Below are 19,596 nucleotides of genomic sequence, written 5' to 3'. Positions count from 1 at the left end.
AGGCAAAGCCGAGGAGGCTCAGGTCTCGCCCCATGGAAAGCGATCAAACTGTAGTGGAAATCAACCTCACAGGGCTTCCTTTACGAAAATTTGGTAAATAATTGACAAGTTATTTCTCAACAAAAAAAAGGTACATAATTAGTACCTCCTTCGTTATTCAGCAGTCTGATGTAATTCCTTACCAATCGTTTTGATTTTTTCTCCAATTGTACATTTATTTATACAAAATGATTGAGCGAATTTCTGACTATGGTCTTTTCTAAAATGCTTATAAACAAAACAACCATCGCAATAAGTTTTTAATAATGTATCTATTTCTTCTAAAATTTCTTTGCGTTCCATCTGTGTTCACCTCTTCATGTAACTTCAATCGTACTCATTATCTTATTCCCTTTAAGTGCTTGCGTTGCTAGACTATGAGCTTCTTTATTATCATTTCGTTTAATTAGATCTAATTGTAAGGTTATTTTTAAGTTTTTACATTTTGTTTCAATTCGATTAATAAATCTTTCATGTTGCTCTTCAAAGCATGGCCAGTCTCCACTTATTTGATTTAAAACTACTTGAGAATCACCTTTTATGATAATTGTTTGTCCGGTAATATTCATTTCTTCTAATAGTAAGATTGCATTTTCTAATGCTGCAAATTCTGCCTCATTATTTGTTAAAAGTCCATCTAATTTTTCATTAAATCGTTTTCGATATTCTTTACCGTTTTGACTAAAGTATATACACACACCTATTCCAGAACGATTTGTAGACTGATCAAATCCACCATCAAAAAATACAGTTATATTATGTGGCTCTTCTTCAAGTTCTTTTAAATATTTGATTACTTGTTTTTTTGTCCAACTAGAATCAAATTGATCTAGAAAAATGATTTCTTTTGTCCGACCCGTACTTTCAAAGTCTTCCGCTAAAAGTAAAGCTTCCTTTATCTCTAGCCAATCTGTATCAAGTGTAATTTGGTATTTCTTTTTAGTTTGATACTTCCATATTATTTTTAGCTTCATACGTCACACCTTTTCCATTTTTATTTATAAAAGGTTGTCAACTTCTAACTTATAGTTTATAAAATAATTCAATATTTTAATAATCATATTTCATTTCATAATTTAAGTTTTAATTTTTTAGAATATATACTAAAATGAACATATATAAGTGTTGGAGGTTTACTATGATTGAAGTTTATACTGACGGAGCTTCCAAAGGAAATCCTGGTCCATCTGGTGCAGGTATTTTCATAAAAGGAATTAAAGAACCTGTTTTTTTAAGTATTCCATTAGATTCTATGTCTAATCATGAAGCCGAGTTTCACGCATTATTAATTGCACTAGATTATTGTGTTAAAAATAATTATTCTATTGTTTCTTTCCGAACAGATTCAAAAATCGTTGAAGAAAGTATTGATAAGAAATATTCTAAAAATGATTTGTTTATTCCTTTATTAGAGAAATCACTAAATTTAATAAATCAACTTGATCTTTTCTTTATTAAATGGATTCCCTCAAGCGCCAATAAGGTTGCAGATGAACTTGCTCGAAAAGCCATTAAATAAAAAGGACTGGACGATATGAAAAATAAATTATTTGCTTTTTCTTCTCTACTCATTGTGTCCTTCATCTGGGGTTCTTCGCTATTCATTGTTAAGGAAACACTTAATTTTGTCCAACCTTTTACCTTCAATGCATTACGCTTTATTGTTGCAGCAATCGTATTATTTACCGTTCAAACTTTTTTAAATCGAAAAAATAAAATAAGATTTCGTGGTAAAGCTGGTTTTATTACTCCTGGAATCATAATAGGCTTATTTTTATTTCTTGGTTTTGTATTCCAAACTTTTGGATTACATTATACATCAATATCAAAATCGGGTTTTATTATTGGAATCAGTGTAGCAATTGTTCCTTTATTATTATTTTTTAAGTATAAGAAAAAACCTACTTTGCGAGAAAATTTATGTGCTATTATTGCAATTATCGGTTTATTTTTATTAACGCTTTCTACAAATTCCAAATTTAATTCTGGCGATATTATTTCCTTTTTTAGTGCAATTGCATTTGCGTTACACATAATCTATTCAACTAAATATTCTCCAAGTTATAGTTCACTGCAACTTGCAACTGTACAAATTACTTTTGTAGGCTTAGCCTCTTGGACGTGTGCTTTAATTTTCGAAGACTGGCAAGTTATATACAATCAAGAATTATGGACAAATAAATATTTTATACTTTCAATCTTGTTTACGGCAATTTTTTGTACCGCTGCAGCTTACATTATCCAAATGTTTGCTCAACGAACAATAAGTGCAACTGAAGTAGGGATTATACTTGCAACTGAACCTGTTTTTGCAGCGATTACTGGTTATTATTTCGGTGGAGAAAGACTTCAGAAAATCGGTTTAATTGGTTGTAGCTTAATTTTAATTTCTACGATTGTTACTCAAATCAGAAAGAAGAAAAATAAAAAACAAACATATAAAGAAGAAAAAACCATTCACAAGATGTGAATGGTTTTTTTTCCCGCCAATGCCGTTATTCCTTTTATGCCTAAGTAAACCGAACTCCAAGGTGGATGTCCTCACAAGTAACTTTCATCCTCCTATAAATAGGCACGATGTTGTTACTTAAATATCGGTCTTCCTGTATTAAATCATTGGTTTAAGACATAAACTGACAACGCACACAGCAGGTTTTTGTTAATTTGTATTCTCATTCTATACCAACTATAACTATTTTGCAACTTATAAATTTTTCTTTTCTATAATATTTTCTTCGTATGATATCCAGTCACTAAAACTTCCAGGATAAAGCTTGACATTTGAATAGCCTGCTTCAATTAATCCTAAATAATTTACACAACCAGTTACACCCGAACCACAATAAACCACTGTTTCATTATGAGCTTTGAATGGTTTAAAGAGATTTAGTAATTCTTCCGTTGTTCTAAATTCTCCTGATTCATTTAAAACATCTTTCCAAAAAGAATTTTTTGCTCCAGGTATATGACCTGCTACTCTGTCAATTGGTTCGAATTCGCCATTGTATCGAATAGACTCCCTAGAATCAATTAAATTAAATTCTTCATTTTTGCTATTTCGTTTAACTTCTTCCATCGAACTAATCATGTCTTCTTGATTTTTAACGTTGAATTTTTTAGGTAAAACTTCCACAGTTTCAGTTGTGACTTCAAAATCATTTTCTACCCATTTTTTATATCCACCGTTTAATACAAAAGTAAAATTATGCCCAACTAAGTTGCATAAAAACCAGCATCTAGCAGCATTATCTAGTGTTCCATCGTCATAACAAATAACAATTGAATCCTCATCTATGCCAAGCTCCCCTAATAAATGACCAAAATCATTTAAATCTGGAAACGGATGTCTGCCTCCATGTTTTTGTACTGAACTCGATAGATCTTTATTTAAATCAACATAACGTGAAAGCGGTATATGACCTTTCTGATACGCATTATAACCGTACTCAGGATCTGACAATTGAAAACGACAATCTAAGAAAACAACATTTTTGTTTAAACGTAGTTTATTTGCAATGTTTACATCAATTATATTTTTCAATTTTAATTGTCCACCTTCATATTAAATTAGTTTTTTAAATAAGTTTAATACTTGATCATCTACTACTACTTCATTTAAATTTTCAGTAGCTTTAATTGTTTGTTGAACATCATTTTCGATTTGATTACTGCAGTTTTGTAATACCGAATTTAATGAGTCAACATATTGAGTGTGATAATGTTCAGCAAATAAACTATTCATATTTGATAAATACTCTTTTAATGGCGTTCTCAGTTCATTTATACAATCATCTATCATATTTTCTTTCAAATTATCAACAAAAAAGCTTTTTGGATTTTTAAAATGCGATTTTAAATTTTCAAATTGATCAACATTAATAAATTGATCCGGATTTTTTATCGAAACAGGCGAAATCTCGTTCACATCACTTTTTTGAACGATAAATTCAGTTTGAATTGAATGTATTTCATCAATTACTCGTTCCTGTGACAATAGAATTTCATTAATTAAAAACTTCTCTAACCTAAAGCCTGTTACCCTTAATTCCTTTAATATCTCTTCTAGAACCTCATATATAAATTCTCGAATTTTCGTAACAAATAATTGTTTAATATTTTTTGTTGTACTATTGAAAATACTCGGGTTAAAGAAATAAGGAAATAAATCTCTCATTCTTAATTCGATTCGCTTTTCGATAAAGAAAATTAATTGTTCATTTTCTTTCATAAATGCTCTCGGTAAATTAGTAGGTTTAGCATTTTGTATCGTTTCTTTAACTTTTATTTGAATTTGCTCAAGCTCGCTAAAGAATTGATCTTTTTCACGTTTAATTCGTTCAAAACGATTAATTGTATCGTGTAAGATTTTTTCGATTGTAAATAGATCATTGATAAATGTTTTAAATACCTCGTTAGCAATTTCGAATTGGAAGAAATTTTGAATTTTCGTATTTAATTTCTTATAATTATTTTGAATTTCTAAATTTAGATCTGCATCATTATAGCCCTTCATCTCAAGCATACTTGAAATAGCAAAAACTGATGGGAAACGTACGCCAAGTTTCGTTAATTGGTTAATAAAGAAATTTTGTACGATTTCGATTTCATTTTGATCCTTTGCTAAATCCGATGCATTTAAAACAAAGTAAACCTTGTCACTATCAAAGCTTTCTCTCATTCTTCCGATTTGCATTAAGAAAGACTCATCTTGACGTGTAAAAGCGTGCTGATAATGTGCAACATATAAAATTAAATCAGCTTTTTTCAAATAATCGAACGCTAGCTCAGTATGTCTTGAATGGATACTATTCCCACCTGGTGTATCAACTAAAACAATACCACTTAATGTTATCTCACAATCAAAATAGACAGTGCTTTCTTTTACAAAGCATGCTCGATTTTCTTCACTAATTACGCTTACATACTCATCTAAGTCATAGCGTGTTATTGTTCCGAGCAGACTTCTCATTTCTTCATAATTTTGACATACGCTTTCAGCATAAACGAAAGCATCCGTAGGGATTTTATCCTTTTGTTTCTTAATTAAATTTTGAAGCGTACTAAACCATTCTTTCTCGTTTACATCCACGCCCCATTTTTTGAAGAAATCTAAGAACTCTTCTTTTAATGATTCCTCTGATTTATAACTTACATCAGCTTTTTTATTCCCGGAATCAACCGTTGAACGTTTTATCTTACAAATTGCTGCTGTAGTTGGGTGTGGTGAAACTGGAAGTACACGATCACCTAATAAAGTATTAATATAGGATGTTTTTCCAGAACTAAATGCTCCAAATAATGCAATTGTGTATTCATTAGATTTAATCTGTTCTCTTTTTTCTTTTAAAAGTGTGATTTTACTATTAACAAACTTGTTTGAAGATAATTCATTTAATAGAATGTCAGCAATTTCATACTTTGCTTTAATTTCTTCATTTGAATATTTATTTGTGTTACTTTTTTCAATTTCTGTAATAAGTTCTTTCTTTATTTCTGGTGCTTGAACAGTTAATATTTTATGAGTAATTAATTCACTTACGGAAATTAACGTAGGTTTTATTTCTGGCAATTCATGATTTAATTCTTGAATATTATTTAAAATCGCCTTAATTTCTGAAACCATATGTGAAATTTTATGATTATTGAATTCTAATTCATTAAACCCATCAATTTTAGATTGGAGTTCGTTCTTTTGATTCGTTAATTTAACCAATGCTGTTTCATTTTGTAGCTTTAATTCTTTTGAAAGACTGTAAATAAATTCTGAAATACTTTTACGGTAAACCCCTTTAATTCCTTCACTTACTTCCTTCGTATACTGTAATAAATAGTTTCCACTTATATCAATTAAGTGTGATGGCTTCGGACAAATTACCTCTTCACTCAAATTCGGTTCAAGAATTTTATCAAAGTCACTGCTATCAATTTTATTATTTTCAATTTGTTTCACAGTACGAACTGCAGCTTCTTTTACGAAGTACTCAATTTGTTTATTCGTTAATTCTTTTACTTTACTAATAAATTGAGTTTTTGATTCATGTAAATTATTTTCAAGTTTTTTCCTTGATTGGAAAAGTCCTTTATTTTGCAATGCTTTTTCTGATTCTAAATAATTTGAAGCTAATTCTCTCATTTCAAAAGGTGTAATATTTGAATTATTCAGTACTTGTTGAGTAGACTGCAAACAATTTTCCTCAAATGAAGAAACTGACTTTTCTATTGTTTCGATTTCATTATTCAAGTCATTATATTCCGCTTTAATTTCGTCAGCATTTTGATCGATATCAATGTAATCGTTCTCAAGTTGTAGTAATTGTTCATTCATGATTGTTAAAAAGCTTGCGTAATCATTTTCAATTTGAACTACATCTTGATTGCTGTATAAATCATTTAAATAATTAATAAATTGATTATATTCATTATTTTTTACCGTTTTATCTCTTGTAGATAAATAAAAAACTTGTAGATTATTTAATCCTTGTTTTTTCATGTTTCCGATTACACCATGTTTAAACTGATCAAACGTTAATTCCGTTTCATCATGCTTATCAATGCATGTAATGACTAAACAAACTTTAGTATTTTTTTCAACTAAACTATTAATAAAATCAATATTTGTTTTCGAATGAACATGCTGATAGTCCATCAAATAGAAAATACTGTCCGCAAGATGGATCACTGAGTTTGTCGCCTCTAAATGATCCATGTCAGTTGAATCAATTCCTGGCGTATCGATTAAGACAGATCCACTTGGAATTTTAAAAATTTCTTGTGCCCATTCGAGTTCAATAATCGTGCCACTATCTGAAGCTAATTTTTTTAATTCATCTACTTGTATATCCTCTTGAATCTGATACATTTCTCCGTCTTTAAGAGTGATTAACATCTTACTTTCGCCGCTTTTTAATTTTACGACGTTAGCACTTGTTGGAATTGGGCTTGTAGGTAGTTTATCTACTTGTAAAAGATCATTTAATAATGATGACTTACCAGCAGAAAAATGCCCACAAAATACGTAATAACTTTCCTTATTTTGTATTTTGTATGCTAATTTTTTTAATTGAAATAATTCCTTGGAATTTCCTTGTTCAGAAAGTAAATTGATTCCTGAAGAAACCTTATTCAGTAATTCCCCTCTGTTAATCTTAGTATTTTGCAACGTGATTTCCCCATTTCATTTCAAACTCAAATATTTTCCCTAGCATTATTTTATCCCCATATATATTAATTTGGAAGAAGAATGTATAGGCAAATGAATAGAAAATTAATAAAACTTGTTACCTGACGAGTATTTTATGTAAAGAAGAGCCAAAAATGTACTTATTATTCCTTAATTAGGTGACTATGTTCTAATTATTCTTCCTTACTTCAAATTTAATTGATAAAAGTACAAAAAAAAACTAGGCAACATCACCTAGTTTTGAACTTGTTTAAGTACATATTTAGTTAATAAAAAGTATAAAAGTATTGTAGCCGACACAAATCCAAGAACCATTTGACGCACAACCTTTCGAAGTTGATAATGATTTTCATTCTACATTAATCATAATCAGTTATTTTCCATTTGTCAATAACTATTCGATGGATTGTAAAAGCGCTTTATTTTCTTCTCGGATTCTTACTTTTAATAGCATTAAATTACAAATAGAAAAGATTACGGTTGTAATATATGCATGAAACATAATTGGAATTACCAATAATTCAACCGTTACAATGATGTAATTCGGATGTTTTATATATTTATAAAGTCCATCTTTTACTAACTTTTCATTAGGTAGAATAATGATTTTTGTATTCCATCTTTCTCCTAATGTCGAAATAACCCATACTCTCGCTAACTGTAAAATGATAAATAAAATTAAAAGGAAAGTAAAAAACTCAATTTCTACATACTGAACAAAGTAATTTTCAATTAAAATCGATAAAAAAAACATACTATGTAAAATAATAAAATATTTATAATGCGCTTGGCCAAATTCAATAGCACCACGTTGTTTTAGTTTTTTTTCATTATTTTTTGCTATACCAAGTTCAACTACTCTTTGGATAATAATAAACAAAAAAATAATCTTTAACATTAGCATTCTACCCACTTTAACAGAGAAAGCTCAGAACTAAAGCCCGGTCCTAGGGCACAAAGAAGGCCTAATTCATCCACTTTTCCTTTTTTCATAAATTCGCATAACACAAATAAAACTGTACAGGACGACATATTACCAAATGACTTTAAAATCTGTAATGAAGTTGTTAATTTCTCTTCGCAAATATTAAGTGATTCTACGTATGCATCTAACACTTTTTTCCCACCTGGATGAGCGATAAAATGAGTAATATCTTCAATGGTCAGCTCATTTTCAAATAAGAAATTAGAAACAACTGGCTGTAACCAATTCTTAACAATGGAAGGTATATCTCTTGAGAAAATTACAAATAGTCCATCGTTGCGAATATCCCATCCCATTACATCTAAAGAATTCGGCATTAGATTCGAATTTGTTTGTACGATTGTCGGTAAAGCTTTATGTATTGTTCTATTTTTTAACTCACTTTCATCACCGACAACAAGTACAGCCGCTGCTCCATCCGCAAACAATGAAGTTCCAATTATATTACTTTTTGATAGATCTTCTTTTTGGAAGGTCAAACTACACAATTCAACAGCAACTAGTAAAATATTTGACTTAGGATGTGCCCTACAATAATCAAATGCTCTAGAAATTCCGCTAGCTCCACCAGCGCAACCTAAACCCCAGATCGGTATTCTTTTAATTGAGTTATTAAAAGGTAGGATGTTGGCAATATGGGCATCAATAGTCGGGGTCGAAATACCAGTAGATGATACGAAAATAATTCCTTGAATTTCTTCATATTTAATTTCCGAAGATAGAAATTCATTGCTTGTTACACAATTTTTTATAGCTTCTATTGATAATTCAATCGAAATTTCAGTATAAGCTTGATTTTTTTGTTCGAAGCTATGTTCCTCGCTATACCAAGAGAGCTCTTTTGATATGTAGCGGTTTTGAATTTCCCCATTTTGAAATACAGATAATAACCGATCAATAGATGGGTACTTTTTCATAAAAAGTTCTCTAATAAAAGGCACGACATTTTCTTGATTAATTTTATTTTTAGGCACTGACTTTCCAACTGATAAAATTAAAGGCATAATTTCCCACTCCTTATAGAGATTAACTTTTGTATAAAAATGGAAAATTATTCTTCAAATTGGATAGAAAATCTGAAAACAATTGTTTTAGCTCAATTGTGGTTTAATCAATTACGAATTAAAAACTATGAGACAACAATAGAAAATCAATAAAGGCCATAAAAAAAAGACAATTCACTATCTGCTCATTGTTCATGAACAAATAATTAGAATTGCCTAAGCGTTTCAAAGGAGTTTTCTCTCTAGTTGTGCAGTTTTAGTATATCTCATTTTATATGATTGTACATTTGCAATTATTTCCATTAAAACGATTTGTTTATATGGCTCTAGTTAGATCGATTTATTTACTTCTTCTAACTCATAAAGGCTTGAGTATTTTGTTTCTAAGTAATCAATATAATAATTTACATTCAATTCTTCTCCTGTAACATCCTTCAATATTTCTTGCGGTTTCTTAGTTGCACCATATTGATGAATATTCACTCTTAACCAATCAAGTACTGTTTGAAAATCATTCGTTTCAATTAATTCGTTATAATTCGGTAATTCCTTTTCCATTGTAGCTTTAATTTGAGCAGCATACATAGCTCCTAAAGCATATGTTGGGAAATATCCGAAAAGACCCATCGACCAATGAACGTCTTGTAGTACGCCTTCTCGATCAGTTGCTGGTACGATTCCGAGATACTCTTCCATTTTCTGATTCCAAATAGAAGGAAGCTCATTGACTTGAATTTTACCATCTAAAAGATCCTTTTCAATTTCATAACGAATCATAACATGTAATGGATAAGTTAATTCATCTGCTTCAATTCGAATAAAAGAAGGTTTACTATTATTAACTACTTTATAAAATTCATCTAACGAAATATTATCTAATACACCGTTTAATTGCTCTTTTAAATTTGTAAAATTACACTTCCAGAATTCATAGCTTTGTCCAATGACTTTTTCATATAAAAGTGATTGTGACTCATGGATACCTAATGAAGCACCTTGCGCAATTGGTAAACACTCTAAGTCTTTCGAAATGTTTTGTTCGTAAAGTGCATGACCACATTCATGAATCGTACTAAAAAGAGCTTTTTCGAAATTGTTTTCATGATATTTTGTCGTTACTCGAACATCTCCTAAGTTAAGGGAAGTTGCGAACGGATGTGCAGTAGGATCTAGTCTGCCAGCATCGAAATTATAACCAAGAGTAGTTAAGAATAGTTCACAAATTTCTTTTTGTTTTTGTTTAGAAACAAAAGATTTCATTTCTTCTTTTTCAAAGTTTTTCCCACTCGTTGATATAGCTTTAACAAGCGGTACTATTTTGTTTCTTACTGCCGAAAATACTTCGTCCAGTTTTTGAACAGTCATACCTGGTTCATATTCATCTAAGTATGTATCGTATTTACAATCTGTATATCCTAAATATTCTACGAATTTACGTTTATACCCAATTATTTCAGTTAAATATGGTTCGAATTTAGCAAAATTGTTTTCTTCTTTCGCTTCTGCCCATACGCTTTCCGAAATTGCTTGGCATTTAACAAATGCTTCAAACTCTTCAACAGGTATTTTCGTATTTCGATCATACTGCTTCCTTAAATAATTTACCGTTTTCTCAAGCTCTACTGAACATTTCCCTGCGCTAACCGCTTCTTCCATTGTTATTAAATAATGGGCCATCTCATCTGAAATACTCATTTTAAACACATCGGCTGATAATTGACTAATTACATTTGAGCGCTGCTTAACAGCATTTTTAGGTGCTCCTGTCCGAAGATCCCAGTACAATACACCAATTGCTTCTTCAATATTCAGCATTTTCTTTACATACTCTAAAAATGAAGCCTCATACTCTTTCAAGCTCATCAATATACCCACCTTTTAAAATCAAATTTTTCAGTCAGATAAATAGTACCATATAAATTTAACAGATTTAGAAGAATTTTCTCATTTTTCAAATAATATTTATCGACAAAACGAATACTATTACCTCTCTTTGCACATACTACGCCAGTCTTTGTTCAAACTATATGAAATTTTACATTCTGAATATTCCTTGACAGGAATATTCCTCTTGAGGTATATTCAATTTATGAATTCGACTTTAATTGCTCTCTCTGAGCCGAACCGATTACAGATTGTCGAACTCTTACGTGACGGTCCACTATCAGTTGGTGAAATCGCTGAAAGTCTCGGACTTAAACAACCACAAGTTTCAAAACATCTACGCGTTCTTAGTGAAGCTGGGCTTGTCGAAGTTCAACCAATCGCCAATAAAAGAATTTACAAACTAAGACCCCAGCCGCTAAAAGAAATGGATTTGTGGATAAAGTCATTCCGACACGTCTGGGAACAGAGATTCGATCAATTGGACGATTACTTAAAAAAATTACAAGATAAATAAACATAGCTTATTCACAGTACTTAATTTGATTAGTTTAAATTTCGAAAGGAGTAAATTTGAAGTTTTTTATTCATCTGGTAAACAGACATTAAGTCGTCTAGCAGATTATTTATTAAAAAAATAAACATACAAAATGAATTGGAGGAATTGAAAATGAGTGAAAATACATTTAAAGTTGATGAGCAAGGATTAGTTTTAACAAGGGTTGTTGATGCACCTCGTGAATTAGTATTTAAAGTTTGGTCAGAAGCTGAGCATCTTAAAAATTGGTGGGGTCCTAAAGGATTTACAATGGATGTAACAACATTAGAATTTAAAACTGGTGGTAAATTCCACTATAAAATGCAATCACCTGATGGATTCGAAATGTGGGGATTATTTGTTTTCGGAGAAATTATTGAACCTGAAAAAATCGTTTTTGTTAATTCATTCTCTGATCCAGAAGCCAATATGGTTCGTGCTCCATTCTTTGAAGTGTGGCCATTGGAAATTCAAAACACTTTAACTTTAGAAGAAAATGACGGAAAAACGACTATTACATTAAAAGGATTCCCAATCAATGCAACTGATGAAGAAGTTGCAGCATTTATTGCAAATAAAGAATCTATGCAACAAGGCTTTACTGGTACATTTGACCAATTAGATGAGTATTTAGCTAAAACATCTTTATAAGATCATTATAAAAAATACCCTTTTGAGTCCGATATAAACTCAAAAGGGTATTTTTATTACTAATAATAAACAACTTTAGTTTTAGCAATTAAATCATGTAACGTATTTTGATCTTTTCGAAAGATAAAAAGTAGATCTATTAAATACGCAATTCCAAGTACTTGTATTAATATTGGGAGGTTTAATTGACAACCAAAAGCAAATATTGTGCGCAAAGACATTGTTTTTAAATCAACTAAGTCTTCCGTAGCTTTAACAACCATAATGCTTAATAATCTTTTTCCAATTGTTTGCCCACTCCATATATAGGTAGGAACTAGTACATAAAATAAGAAAATAAATAAAAGTAACCAGATTGAATAGAGAAATAACTGCTTACTACTGTACAAATATAAATGTAAAATGTCTTTACTTTCTATGCCAATTACTAATAACCCCAATTTAGAAAATAAAAGATAGAATGTCCCATCGATCCACGCTGCAAACAATCTTCTTGTACGGCTTGCCAGTTCGAAATCCATCTAGATGAACCTCATTCCACAATTTTGTTAAAATGGATATTTTAAGATTTATACTATTATACTTGGACATTTTATTTTTGATTAATGATTTTTAACTATTTAATCAATTAATTATTTAGAAATGTGCAGTTAACTATTCAATAGAAGAATAAGGATTATTGTTATCTTTTAGGTTCTGATATAAGACAGACTATTTAACTACGATCAATTATTAAATGTTGTTACTCTTTCTAATAAAATAAATTTCACAGGCTTTTTAATTTGTCACAAAACTTTACAATTTTGCATGATATATCCATTTAAAATTTTGTTACGATTAAGGTGTAAAATAAAAAATAATTTTATTCAATGAAAAAGAAGGTAATATTTTTGTATACTGTTCAATCAGTAGAAAAGGAAATTTTCAAGTCGAGAATCGTTAAAATAAGCATCTTGTTACTCTTAATCATTTTGCATTATACCATTTATGAAATTCCTTCTAAATCACTAACTACATTGGTTTTAACAATCGTATTAATTGAAGCGATTAATAATAATTTTTATCAAAGAATTTTGAGAATTATAAAAAAAATATCTTAGATGCTTGAATGCGTTCGAGTCCGTAAAAAAGAAAGACCACAAACAAATGTTTGTGGTCTCTTTATTTACATTTTTTCATATAAGATTCACGTTTACTTTAGATTGTTTACCTGCAATCGTTTTCAATAAATTCTGAAGTTCTCTTAAATCTGTGTCCAACTGATGACGAATCTTAATAACTTCATGGTGATTGTCATTATTTTGATTTCGAGCTTCTTGCAACTTGATTCGTTTTTCTTCGATGTTTCGTTCTAAAGATCTTGCTGTCCTAAAAAACATTCAAATTACCCCCTTTTCAAAAGTTTGAACACGCTTTCATTTATTATTAATATACAATGAAAAAGTAATGATTCGAAAATTAAAAAGTGTCTATTCTTTGAACTTAATAAGTATTCGTTTACTTTTTCGATTATATTTTTTAATTTTGTTCTAATTATTAGATAGAATCTTTATATTTCCATTAAGATGAACGCGCTTTCATTTTTATCAAGTATACTATACATTACTATCTTTTTAATAGCCCAAAAGTGTCTATTCTTTGAACTTATTAATATTTTGTTTTAATTATACACTTTTTTATTGATTTATACATTTATAGGTAAAGTTAAGGGAGGTTTAAATAACCTCCCTAGTTCAACCTATATCATGCCAATTTGTACAATTCTGAGTACTTTTCTTCAAGGTATTCAATAAAATATTTCACATTTAAATCTTCACCTGTAACATCGACTAAAATTTCCTTTGGTTCTTTTAGTTTTCCAAATTGATGAATATTGCGAGTTAGCCAATTTACAATTTGGTGAATTTCTCCACTTTTTAAAATATGATCAAAATCAGTTAATTCCTGTTTCATTTTACGTTTAAACTGAGCTGCATACATTGCCCCTAATGCATATGAAGGGAAATAACCAAAATCTCCTCCTGCCCAATGTACATCTTGAAGAACTCCTTCTCGGTCGTTAGCTGGAGTAATTCCTAAATATTCTTCCATTTTCTCGTTCCAAACTTTTGGTAAATCTTTTACTTGTAAATCGCCATCAAATAGCTCTTTTTCAATTTCATACCTAACCATTATATGTAATGGGTATGTACATTCATCCGCTTCAATACGAATTAATGAAGGTTCGCTATGGTTTATTGCTTTATAAAAATCCTCAACGGACAAATTTTTAAAATAATCGCCAGTTTTTGCGATTAAATTTTCATATTGAGTTTCCCAAAACTCTTTACTTCTCCCAATCATATTCTCAAAAAATAATGATTGCGACTCATGGATTCCCATAGATGCCCCTTCACATAATGGAGTACCAATTAAATTTGAAGATAAGTTTTGCTCATATAATGCATGTCCACATTCGTGAATCGTTCCAAAAAGAGCACTCATAAAGTTATCTTCTATATATTTCGTTGTTACACGCACATCACCAGGATTTAGTGTAATCTGAAAAGGATGCACTGTTTCATCTAATCGGCCGGAATCAAAATTATAACCTAATTTAACGAGTACATCTTCACTTACCTCTTTTTGAATATCAATTGAAATTGGCTGTGATAATTCTTCGCGCTGTAATCTAACAGAGGATTTTGAAATTTTCGCTACTAAAGGTACAAGACTTTCTCTTACTTCTCCAAAAACTTCGTCCAGCTTCTGAGTTGTCATTCCTGGTTCGTAGAGATTCAATAATGTATCATATTTCTTATCTTTGTAGCCCCAATATTCAATAAACTGTTTTTTCATTGCTACAATCTTTTCTAAAAATGGCTGGAATTTGTTGAAATCGCCTTCATTTTTAGCGTCTTCCCAAGCATTTTCGCTTAATGAACATAGCTTTACGTATTCTGCATATTCCTTTTTAGGAATTTTGCAATTTAAATCGTAATTTTTTCTACATTCTTTTACTGATTTCTCGATGATTTCACTTAAATTTCCAGTACCAATTTCTTTTTCTAATAAATTTAAATAGTTTTCCATTGTACTTGAAGTTGTCATTTCAAAAACTTCTTCTGAAAGTTGGCTAATAACATTTGATCTTTGCTCTGCACCATTTTTTGGAGCTCCAGTTCTTAAGTCCCAATACATCACATTTATTGCTTCATTATAATTTTCGATCTTCTTTAAATACTCAATAAAGTCTTCTTGAACTTTTTTAATTTCCATTTTTATCCCTCATTTCTATAATTTAGCTGTTAGTTTCATTCTATCATATCTTCTATTTTCATTTTGTTAAAAACTTAGTCTAATTCAGAAGATTATATTAAAGACAGAAATTAGTTTAATATTGTACAATACAACCAAGGTGATGCTATGAGAATATTATTATTAGGCGCAACAGGAAGAGTTGGTTCGTTTTTAGTTGATCTATTATTAGAAGCCAATTTTGAAGTAACCGCTTTAGTTAGAGATGAAAAAAAAATAAAAGTAAAACATGATTCTCTTACTATAATTAAAGGAAATACATTAAATCATACTGATTTGAGTTTAGCTTTGGAACATGTAGATGGGGTAATTTCAGCTCTAAATACTGAGGGTGAAAATATTTTATCTAATACTATGAAACAGTTAATTCCTCTTTTGGAAATGAAAAAAATTAAACGATTTGTTTCAATAGGAACTGCAGGTATTTTGCAATCTAGAGTGGAACCGACGCTCCTACGTTATTTAAGCTCAGAATCAAAAAGGAAATCAACGACTGCAGCAAAAGATCATGAACATGCTTTTTTGTTGTTAAATCAAAGTCAGTTAAATTGGACGATTGTTTGCCCGACTTACTTACCAGATGGACCAATAACGAAAAAATTTCTTATAGAAAAAGAAGTTTTGCCTATTGATGGCCAAAGCATTTCAACTGGTGATACAGCTTTTTTTGCCTTTAAAGAATTTTTCGATTGTAAATATAGTAAAAGTAGAGTTGGGATTGCCTATTAAAAAGACTTTTGGCTGTCAAATAAGTCGGCAGCCTTTTTAATATTTCTAGTTATGTAAGACATAGTTCTAGTAAATTTGAACTTCATTAATTTCTATTCAAGAGTGCACCATTTTTCATCTGATTAATGATGATTTTTGAACTAAAAAAAGATTGTCTAACTAGACAATCTTTAGGAGTCTAATTTATCTTTGCAAAGATACAAGTATCAGTTAGTTTTTTACCGTCAGCTGAAAGATCCTCATTACGTAATATCCCTTCAAGTTCAAAACCTAGTTTTTCAGGGATCGAACGACTTTTAGTGTTATTAGAATCGCATCGTATTTCAATCCTTCTAAATTTAAATTGCTGAAAACCAAGATTTATTAACTCTCTGACTGTTTCTATCATATATCCCTTGCCACTAAATGGCGTGCTAATCCAGTATCCAATTTCACATTTAGAAATCTCCCAATTAATTCTGTGTAGGCTAGCAGTTCCAATAAAATCATTAGTATCCTTATTATAGATAAGAAAGCGAAAGCTTTCTCTTTTCAAAAAATCTATATGGGCATTTCTCAGTATAATTTCTGTTTCTTCAACAGTAGGAATTGACTGGTATAAAGACAACCATTGCTTTAACTCACTAATCGAATCCTTAATAGCTTGGTTTACTACATCCCCTTCACCAGCTTGAAGTGGTGCTCGAAGAATTAGTCTGTCTGTTTCTATTTGAAACGGAACATCTAATAAAATAGAATTCATTTCATTTCCCCTCTCGAAAACTTTAAATTATGACTTAATGAAACTTAAACAATAAAAAACAAACTGAAGCGTATAATTGTTCGATTATTGCCTGTTTTAGTTGCATATGAGCTTCAGGTTAGTTTGTTAGTTTTTCTCCAAATTAATGAAAAAGTTAAGATTAGTAAGCCCACTGAAAAACCTATTATTTGGTCTAATAAAAGTTCTCCAGTTTTAAAATAATGAATAACGAAAGTACCTCCAAACATAACGATTAACGTAAGTGCGAATTTAATTAAGTAATTGTTTATTTTCAAAATGTTTATCTCCATTTACACTTAAATCTTCAAATTATCCTTCTTAAAGAATACCATATTTATCCATTTTTAGTACAAGATTTATAAAATTCTTATTTTACTAAACTGCCATTTTGTTCAATAATAAAGACCGACAATTGTAGATCACGTTGTTCATCTAATGTAAGTTAATCGTATATTGAATTAGCCGTTTCAACTAGGTCAATAATTGTGTAATTTTTATCAATATCTGTTAATTTGACTAGCATTATTTCATGATAAAGTCCATCTTTTTTCCATCGAATTATCTTTGAACCATCCTTATCATCTCTTACAATTATCACCTTAGTTCCATCTTTTAACTTTGTCGTTAATTGTTGTCCTTCACCTGAGAACTCGATGTTTTTTTGATGATATGTCGTGACTTCTACAATAACTCCTTTCCCGTCCCTATAATTAATTGAAGTTAGATTAATCGAATCATTTCCAATATTTTTTTGAACATCCAATGAAACATTCTTTACATTGATTGGTAACCTCTTTGGTACAACCATTTCATTTTGAATATCCTTAGGTAACACTTCTACCTCTTTTTTCATCGTTTTAGGGTAGTCATCTTTTAACCTTTCTAGTGCACTATTCCCATTTGTACAGGCAGTTAATAAAAGAATTGAGATTGCTAAAATGATTTTTTTCACTTTGACTAACCTCCTCTTTTACAATATTTCTTCAAATTATATTCAAATTCCTATATTTTTTGTCTACATTTCTATTTTTCTTATGCAACTATACTACCATTTAGCCCAATAAAAAAAATCGACTATTAAGTCGATGTTCTTGTTTAGTTACCTATTACGTTAGTTTTCTTAATTCTATAACTCTTAATTTGTTTGTAACTAGATAATCTGATTGAAGTTTCTTTTTTTATATAATAATTTACCAATTCCATCATCTGTCACTACGACCGTGGAAATTATCGCGTCTGTCATCGTCACAACGATCTACTGCACGACAAAATTCCTCTTTATCAACCGTGATTTTCGCATTAAATGTAAAATCTCTCTCATTACTTTTGTTTCTTTCATTGTTACAATTGCAACCCATTATAGCAACAGCTTTTATTTTAAATTCATCTCAACAACTTATGTTTGGATAAGTAAAAAGGAATATTCTGCCTTCTCCACACGATTTTCGGGTAATCCTTGTTCAAAACGACCATTTAGTGCAATAAAAAGACTACACGAGGTAGTCTTTTCTTGTTAAACTAAAGCATTGCATTAGTTAAAAAGGATAAATTTATATCTAATGCATATCCCCCATCTTTAACTCTCCATTTTCCATTACTACTATCTCTTACTAGCGTCCAACTAAAATTATCCATCGTTTTATTTGCATCCCAACCACCTACAGCTGTAGGGGCGGTTTTAATGGTAGAAAAGACAACAATGGCATTTTTATCTTCCATATAAGACTCAATTGTATCTGCATCTATTGCTTGAAACTCTGAATAGTGTAGTTCCGTAATTGTGCATCCTTCATTATTTTTATCTTTCTTGAAATCTTTCTTGACGGTATCAAACGCAGTGATTATATCTTCCTTCGTTAACTTTTTAGATTGTCCTATTCTTACTTTTACATGATTAGCATCAGTATAATTATCTTCAGCTTGTGCAACTCTCCATTTTCCCTTTTCACTATTTCTTATTAAAGTCCAAGTATATCTAGTCTGAGTTGAATTTGGCTTCCAACTTCCATCACCACCAGAAGAATCGACTTTAAAGTTTGAAAGCAAAACAATTACATTTTTATCTCCTACAACCGTTTCATCACCACCGCCAAAATTCATATAATCTTTGGCAATCGCAAGAGAATCTTTTTCTGAATACCTTAGCTCTGTCAGTGAGCACCCTTTATAACCCTTGAACTTTTCCTTTACAGTACTTACTGCTGCTTTTATTTCGTCCTTACTGAAATGACTTGATTGTCCTATTTTTACCTTTACTGTTTCAGCATCAGTTTTGTGCTTATAGAATAGGATTGAAGATACAACAACTACAAATATAAAAAGAGAAAAAAATTGTTTATTGGTTTTCATACTATGTACTCCTATTTTTATTTTTCAAATTAAATTTCCAGTTACTCCCACAAAAAATAATTATATAGTATAGAAAGATATTTGTAATTTGGGATAATTTCGCCTTTTAGACTTTAAATATAATTTAAAATTTTGCAAACCGAAAAATCTTCAATATTTTAGACCTTCTGACTTAAA

At 30.1% G+C, this 19,596-nt stretch carries 20 protein-coding genes and 1 other RNA gene; 5 read left to right on the top strand and 16 right to left on the bottom strand.

From position 1 onward, the window contains the following. Positions 1-153: 153 nt before the first annotated feature. On the bottom strand, positions 154-342 hold the full coding sequence (locus tag CN601_RS10025) for a zinc-finger domain-containing protein (protein ID WP_098170950.1): 189 nt from the start codon (positions 340-342) through the stop codon (positions 154-156). A 14-nt stretch (positions 343-356) separates the two neighbouring features. Then, positions 357-1,013 carry a reverse transcriptase-like protein gene (locus CN601_RS10020; RefSeq protein ID WP_098121098.1) on the bottom strand — a complete coding sequence of 219 codons (657 nt, stop codon included), beginning with the start codon at positions 1,011-1,013 and terminating at the stop codon, positions 357-359. A gap of 164 nt (positions 1,014-1,177) precedes the next feature. On the opposite strand from CN601_RS10020, the gene CN601_RS10015 reads away from it, so the two are divergent. After that, complete coding sequence (locus CN601_RS10015) at positions 1,178-1,558, top strand: reverse transcriptase-like protein (RefSeq protein WP_098170949.1); 381 nt, start codon at positions 1,178-1,180, stop codon at positions 1,556-1,558. A 15-nt stretch (positions 1,559-1,573) separates the two neighbouring features. Next, entirely contained in the window at positions 1,574-2,509 is a 936-nt protein-coding gene (locus tag CN601_RS10010; protein ID WP_098121096.1) for a DMT family transporter, read from the top strand. Between the two features lie 6 nt (positions 2,510-2,515). On the opposite strand, the gene ssrS is transcribed toward CN601_RS10010, so the two are convergent. From ssrS to CN601_RS09980, 6 genes are all read right to left on the bottom strand, one after another. After that, positions 2,516-2,697, bottom strand: a non-coding RNA gene (ssrS, locus tag CN601_RS10005) — 6S RNA. A 46-nt stretch (positions 2,698-2,743) separates the two neighbouring features. Beyond that, positions 2,744-3,580, bottom strand: a complete 837-nt coding sequence (locus tag CN601_RS10000; protein ID WP_098170948.1) for a sulfurtransferase — start codon at positions 3,578-3,580, stop codon at positions 2,744-2,746. Between the two features lie 21 nt (positions 3,581-3,601). Next, entirely contained in the window at positions 3,602-7,198 is a 3,597-nt protein-coding gene (locus CN601_RS09995; protein WP_098170947.1) for a dynamin family protein, read from the bottom strand. A 415-nt stretch (positions 7,199-7,613) separates the two neighbouring features. Beyond that, positions 7,614-8,117 (bottom strand): isoprenylcysteine carboxyl methyltransferase family protein, encoded by a 504-nt coding sequence (locus CN601_RS09990; protein ID WP_257131667.1) that lies wholly within the window; start codon positions 8,115-8,117, stop codon positions 7,614-7,616. Then, positions 8,117-9,208, bottom strand: coding sequence for a type III polyketide synthase (locus CN601_RS09985; protein ID WP_098170945.1), 1,092 nt, complete (start codon positions 9,206-9,208; stop codon positions 8,117-8,119). Before CN601_RS09985 ends, CN601_RS09990 begins: the two co-directional genes overlap by 1 nt. A 330-nt stretch (positions 9,209-9,538) precedes the next feature. Further along, entirely contained in the window at positions 9,539-11,077 is a 1,539-nt protein-coding gene (locus tag CN601_RS09980; RefSeq protein ID WP_373604968.1) for a carboxypeptidase M32, read from the bottom strand. 220 nt (positions 11,078-11,297) lie between these two features. Between CN601_RS09980 and CN601_RS09975 the strand changes: the two genes are divergently transcribed. Both CN601_RS09975 and CN601_RS09970 read left to right on the top strand, forming a co-directional pair. After that, positions 11,298-11,609 (top strand): ArsR/SmtB family transcription factor, encoded by a 312-nt coding sequence (locus CN601_RS09975; protein WP_098170953.1) that lies wholly within the window; start codon positions 11,298-11,300, stop codon positions 11,607-11,609. A gap of 153 nt (positions 11,610-11,762) precedes the next feature. Then, on the top strand, positions 11,763-12,281 hold the full coding sequence (locus CN601_RS09970) for an SRPBCC family protein (RefSeq protein WP_098170944.1): 519 nt from the start codon (positions 11,763-11,765) through the stop codon (positions 12,279-12,281). 59 nt (positions 12,282-12,340) lie between these two features. Here CN601_RS09970 and CN601_RS09965 read toward each other — a convergent pair whose 3' ends face one another. From CN601_RS09965 to CN601_RS09955, 3 genes are all read right to left on the bottom strand, one after another. Beyond that, the gene (locus tag CN601_RS09965; RefSeq protein ID WP_098170943.1) at positions 12,341-12,802 is read right to left on the bottom strand and encodes an RDD family protein; all 462 of its coding nucleotides are present in this window, start codon (positions 12,800-12,802) and stop codon (positions 12,341-12,343) included. Between the two features lie 654 nt (positions 12,803-13,456). Then, a complete protein-coding gene (locus tag CN601_RS09960; RefSeq protein ID WP_098121088.1) occupies positions 13,457-13,660 on the bottom strand; it encodes an aspartyl-phosphate phosphatase Spo0E family protein in 204 nt (67 codons plus the stop codon). A 364-nt stretch (positions 13,661-14,024) separates the two neighbouring features. Further along, complete coding sequence (locus tag CN601_RS09955) at positions 14,025-15,545, bottom strand: carboxypeptidase M32 (RefSeq protein WP_373604967.1); 1,521 nt, start codon at positions 15,543-15,545, stop codon at positions 14,025-14,027. Positions 15,546-15,686: 141 nt separating this feature from the next. Between CN601_RS09955 and CN601_RS09950 the strand changes: the two genes are divergently transcribed. Further along, positions 15,687-16,307, top strand: a complete 621-nt coding sequence (locus CN601_RS09950) for an NAD(P)-dependent oxidoreductase (RefSeq protein ID WP_098170942.1) — start codon at positions 15,687-15,689, stop codon at positions 16,305-16,307. A 178-nt stretch (positions 16,308-16,485) separates the two neighbouring features. On the opposite strand, the gene CN601_RS09945 is transcribed toward CN601_RS09950, so the two are convergent. From CN601_RS09945 to CN601_RS09930, 5 genes are all read right to left on the bottom strand, one after another. Continuing rightward, a complete protein-coding gene (locus CN601_RS09945) occupies positions 16,486-17,049 on the bottom strand; it encodes a GNAT family N-acetyltransferase (RefSeq protein ID WP_098170941.1) in 564 nt (187 codons plus the stop codon). Positions 17,050-17,162: 113 nt separating this feature from the next. Continuing rightward, the gene (locus CN601_RS09940) at positions 17,163-17,345 is read right to left on the bottom strand and encodes a hypothetical protein (protein WP_098121084.1); all 183 of its coding nucleotides are present in this window, start codon (positions 17,343-17,345) and stop codon (positions 17,163-17,165) included. Between the two features lie 167 nt (positions 17,346-17,512). Further along, on the bottom strand, positions 17,513-18,022 hold the full coding sequence (locus CN601_RS09935; protein WP_098170940.1) for a hypothetical protein: 510 nt from the start codon (positions 18,020-18,022) through the stop codon (positions 17,513-17,515). A 250-nt stretch (positions 18,023-18,272) separates the two neighbouring features. Beyond that, the gene (locus tag CN601_RS26920; protein ID WP_179865509.1) at positions 18,273-18,428 is read right to left on the bottom strand and encodes a hypothetical protein; all 156 of its coding nucleotides are present in this window, start codon (positions 18,426-18,428) and stop codon (positions 18,273-18,275) included. Between the two features lie 160 nt (positions 18,429-18,588). After that, the gene (locus CN601_RS09930) at positions 18,589-19,419 is read right to left on the bottom strand and encodes a hypothetical protein (RefSeq protein ID WP_098170939.1); all 831 of its coding nucleotides are present in this window, start codon (positions 19,417-19,419) and stop codon (positions 18,589-18,591) included. Positions 19,420-19,596: the final 177 nt, after the last annotated feature.

This window comes from Bacillus sp. AFS017336 (genome assembly GCF_002555445.1).
In the GTDB taxonomy this organism is placed as follows: Bacteria; Bacillota; Bacilli; order Bacillales; family Bacillaceae_G; genus Gottfriedia.
The sequence above is the reverse complement of the archived record's forward strand: the minus strand, read 5'-3'. Positions and strand labels throughout refer to the sequence as shown.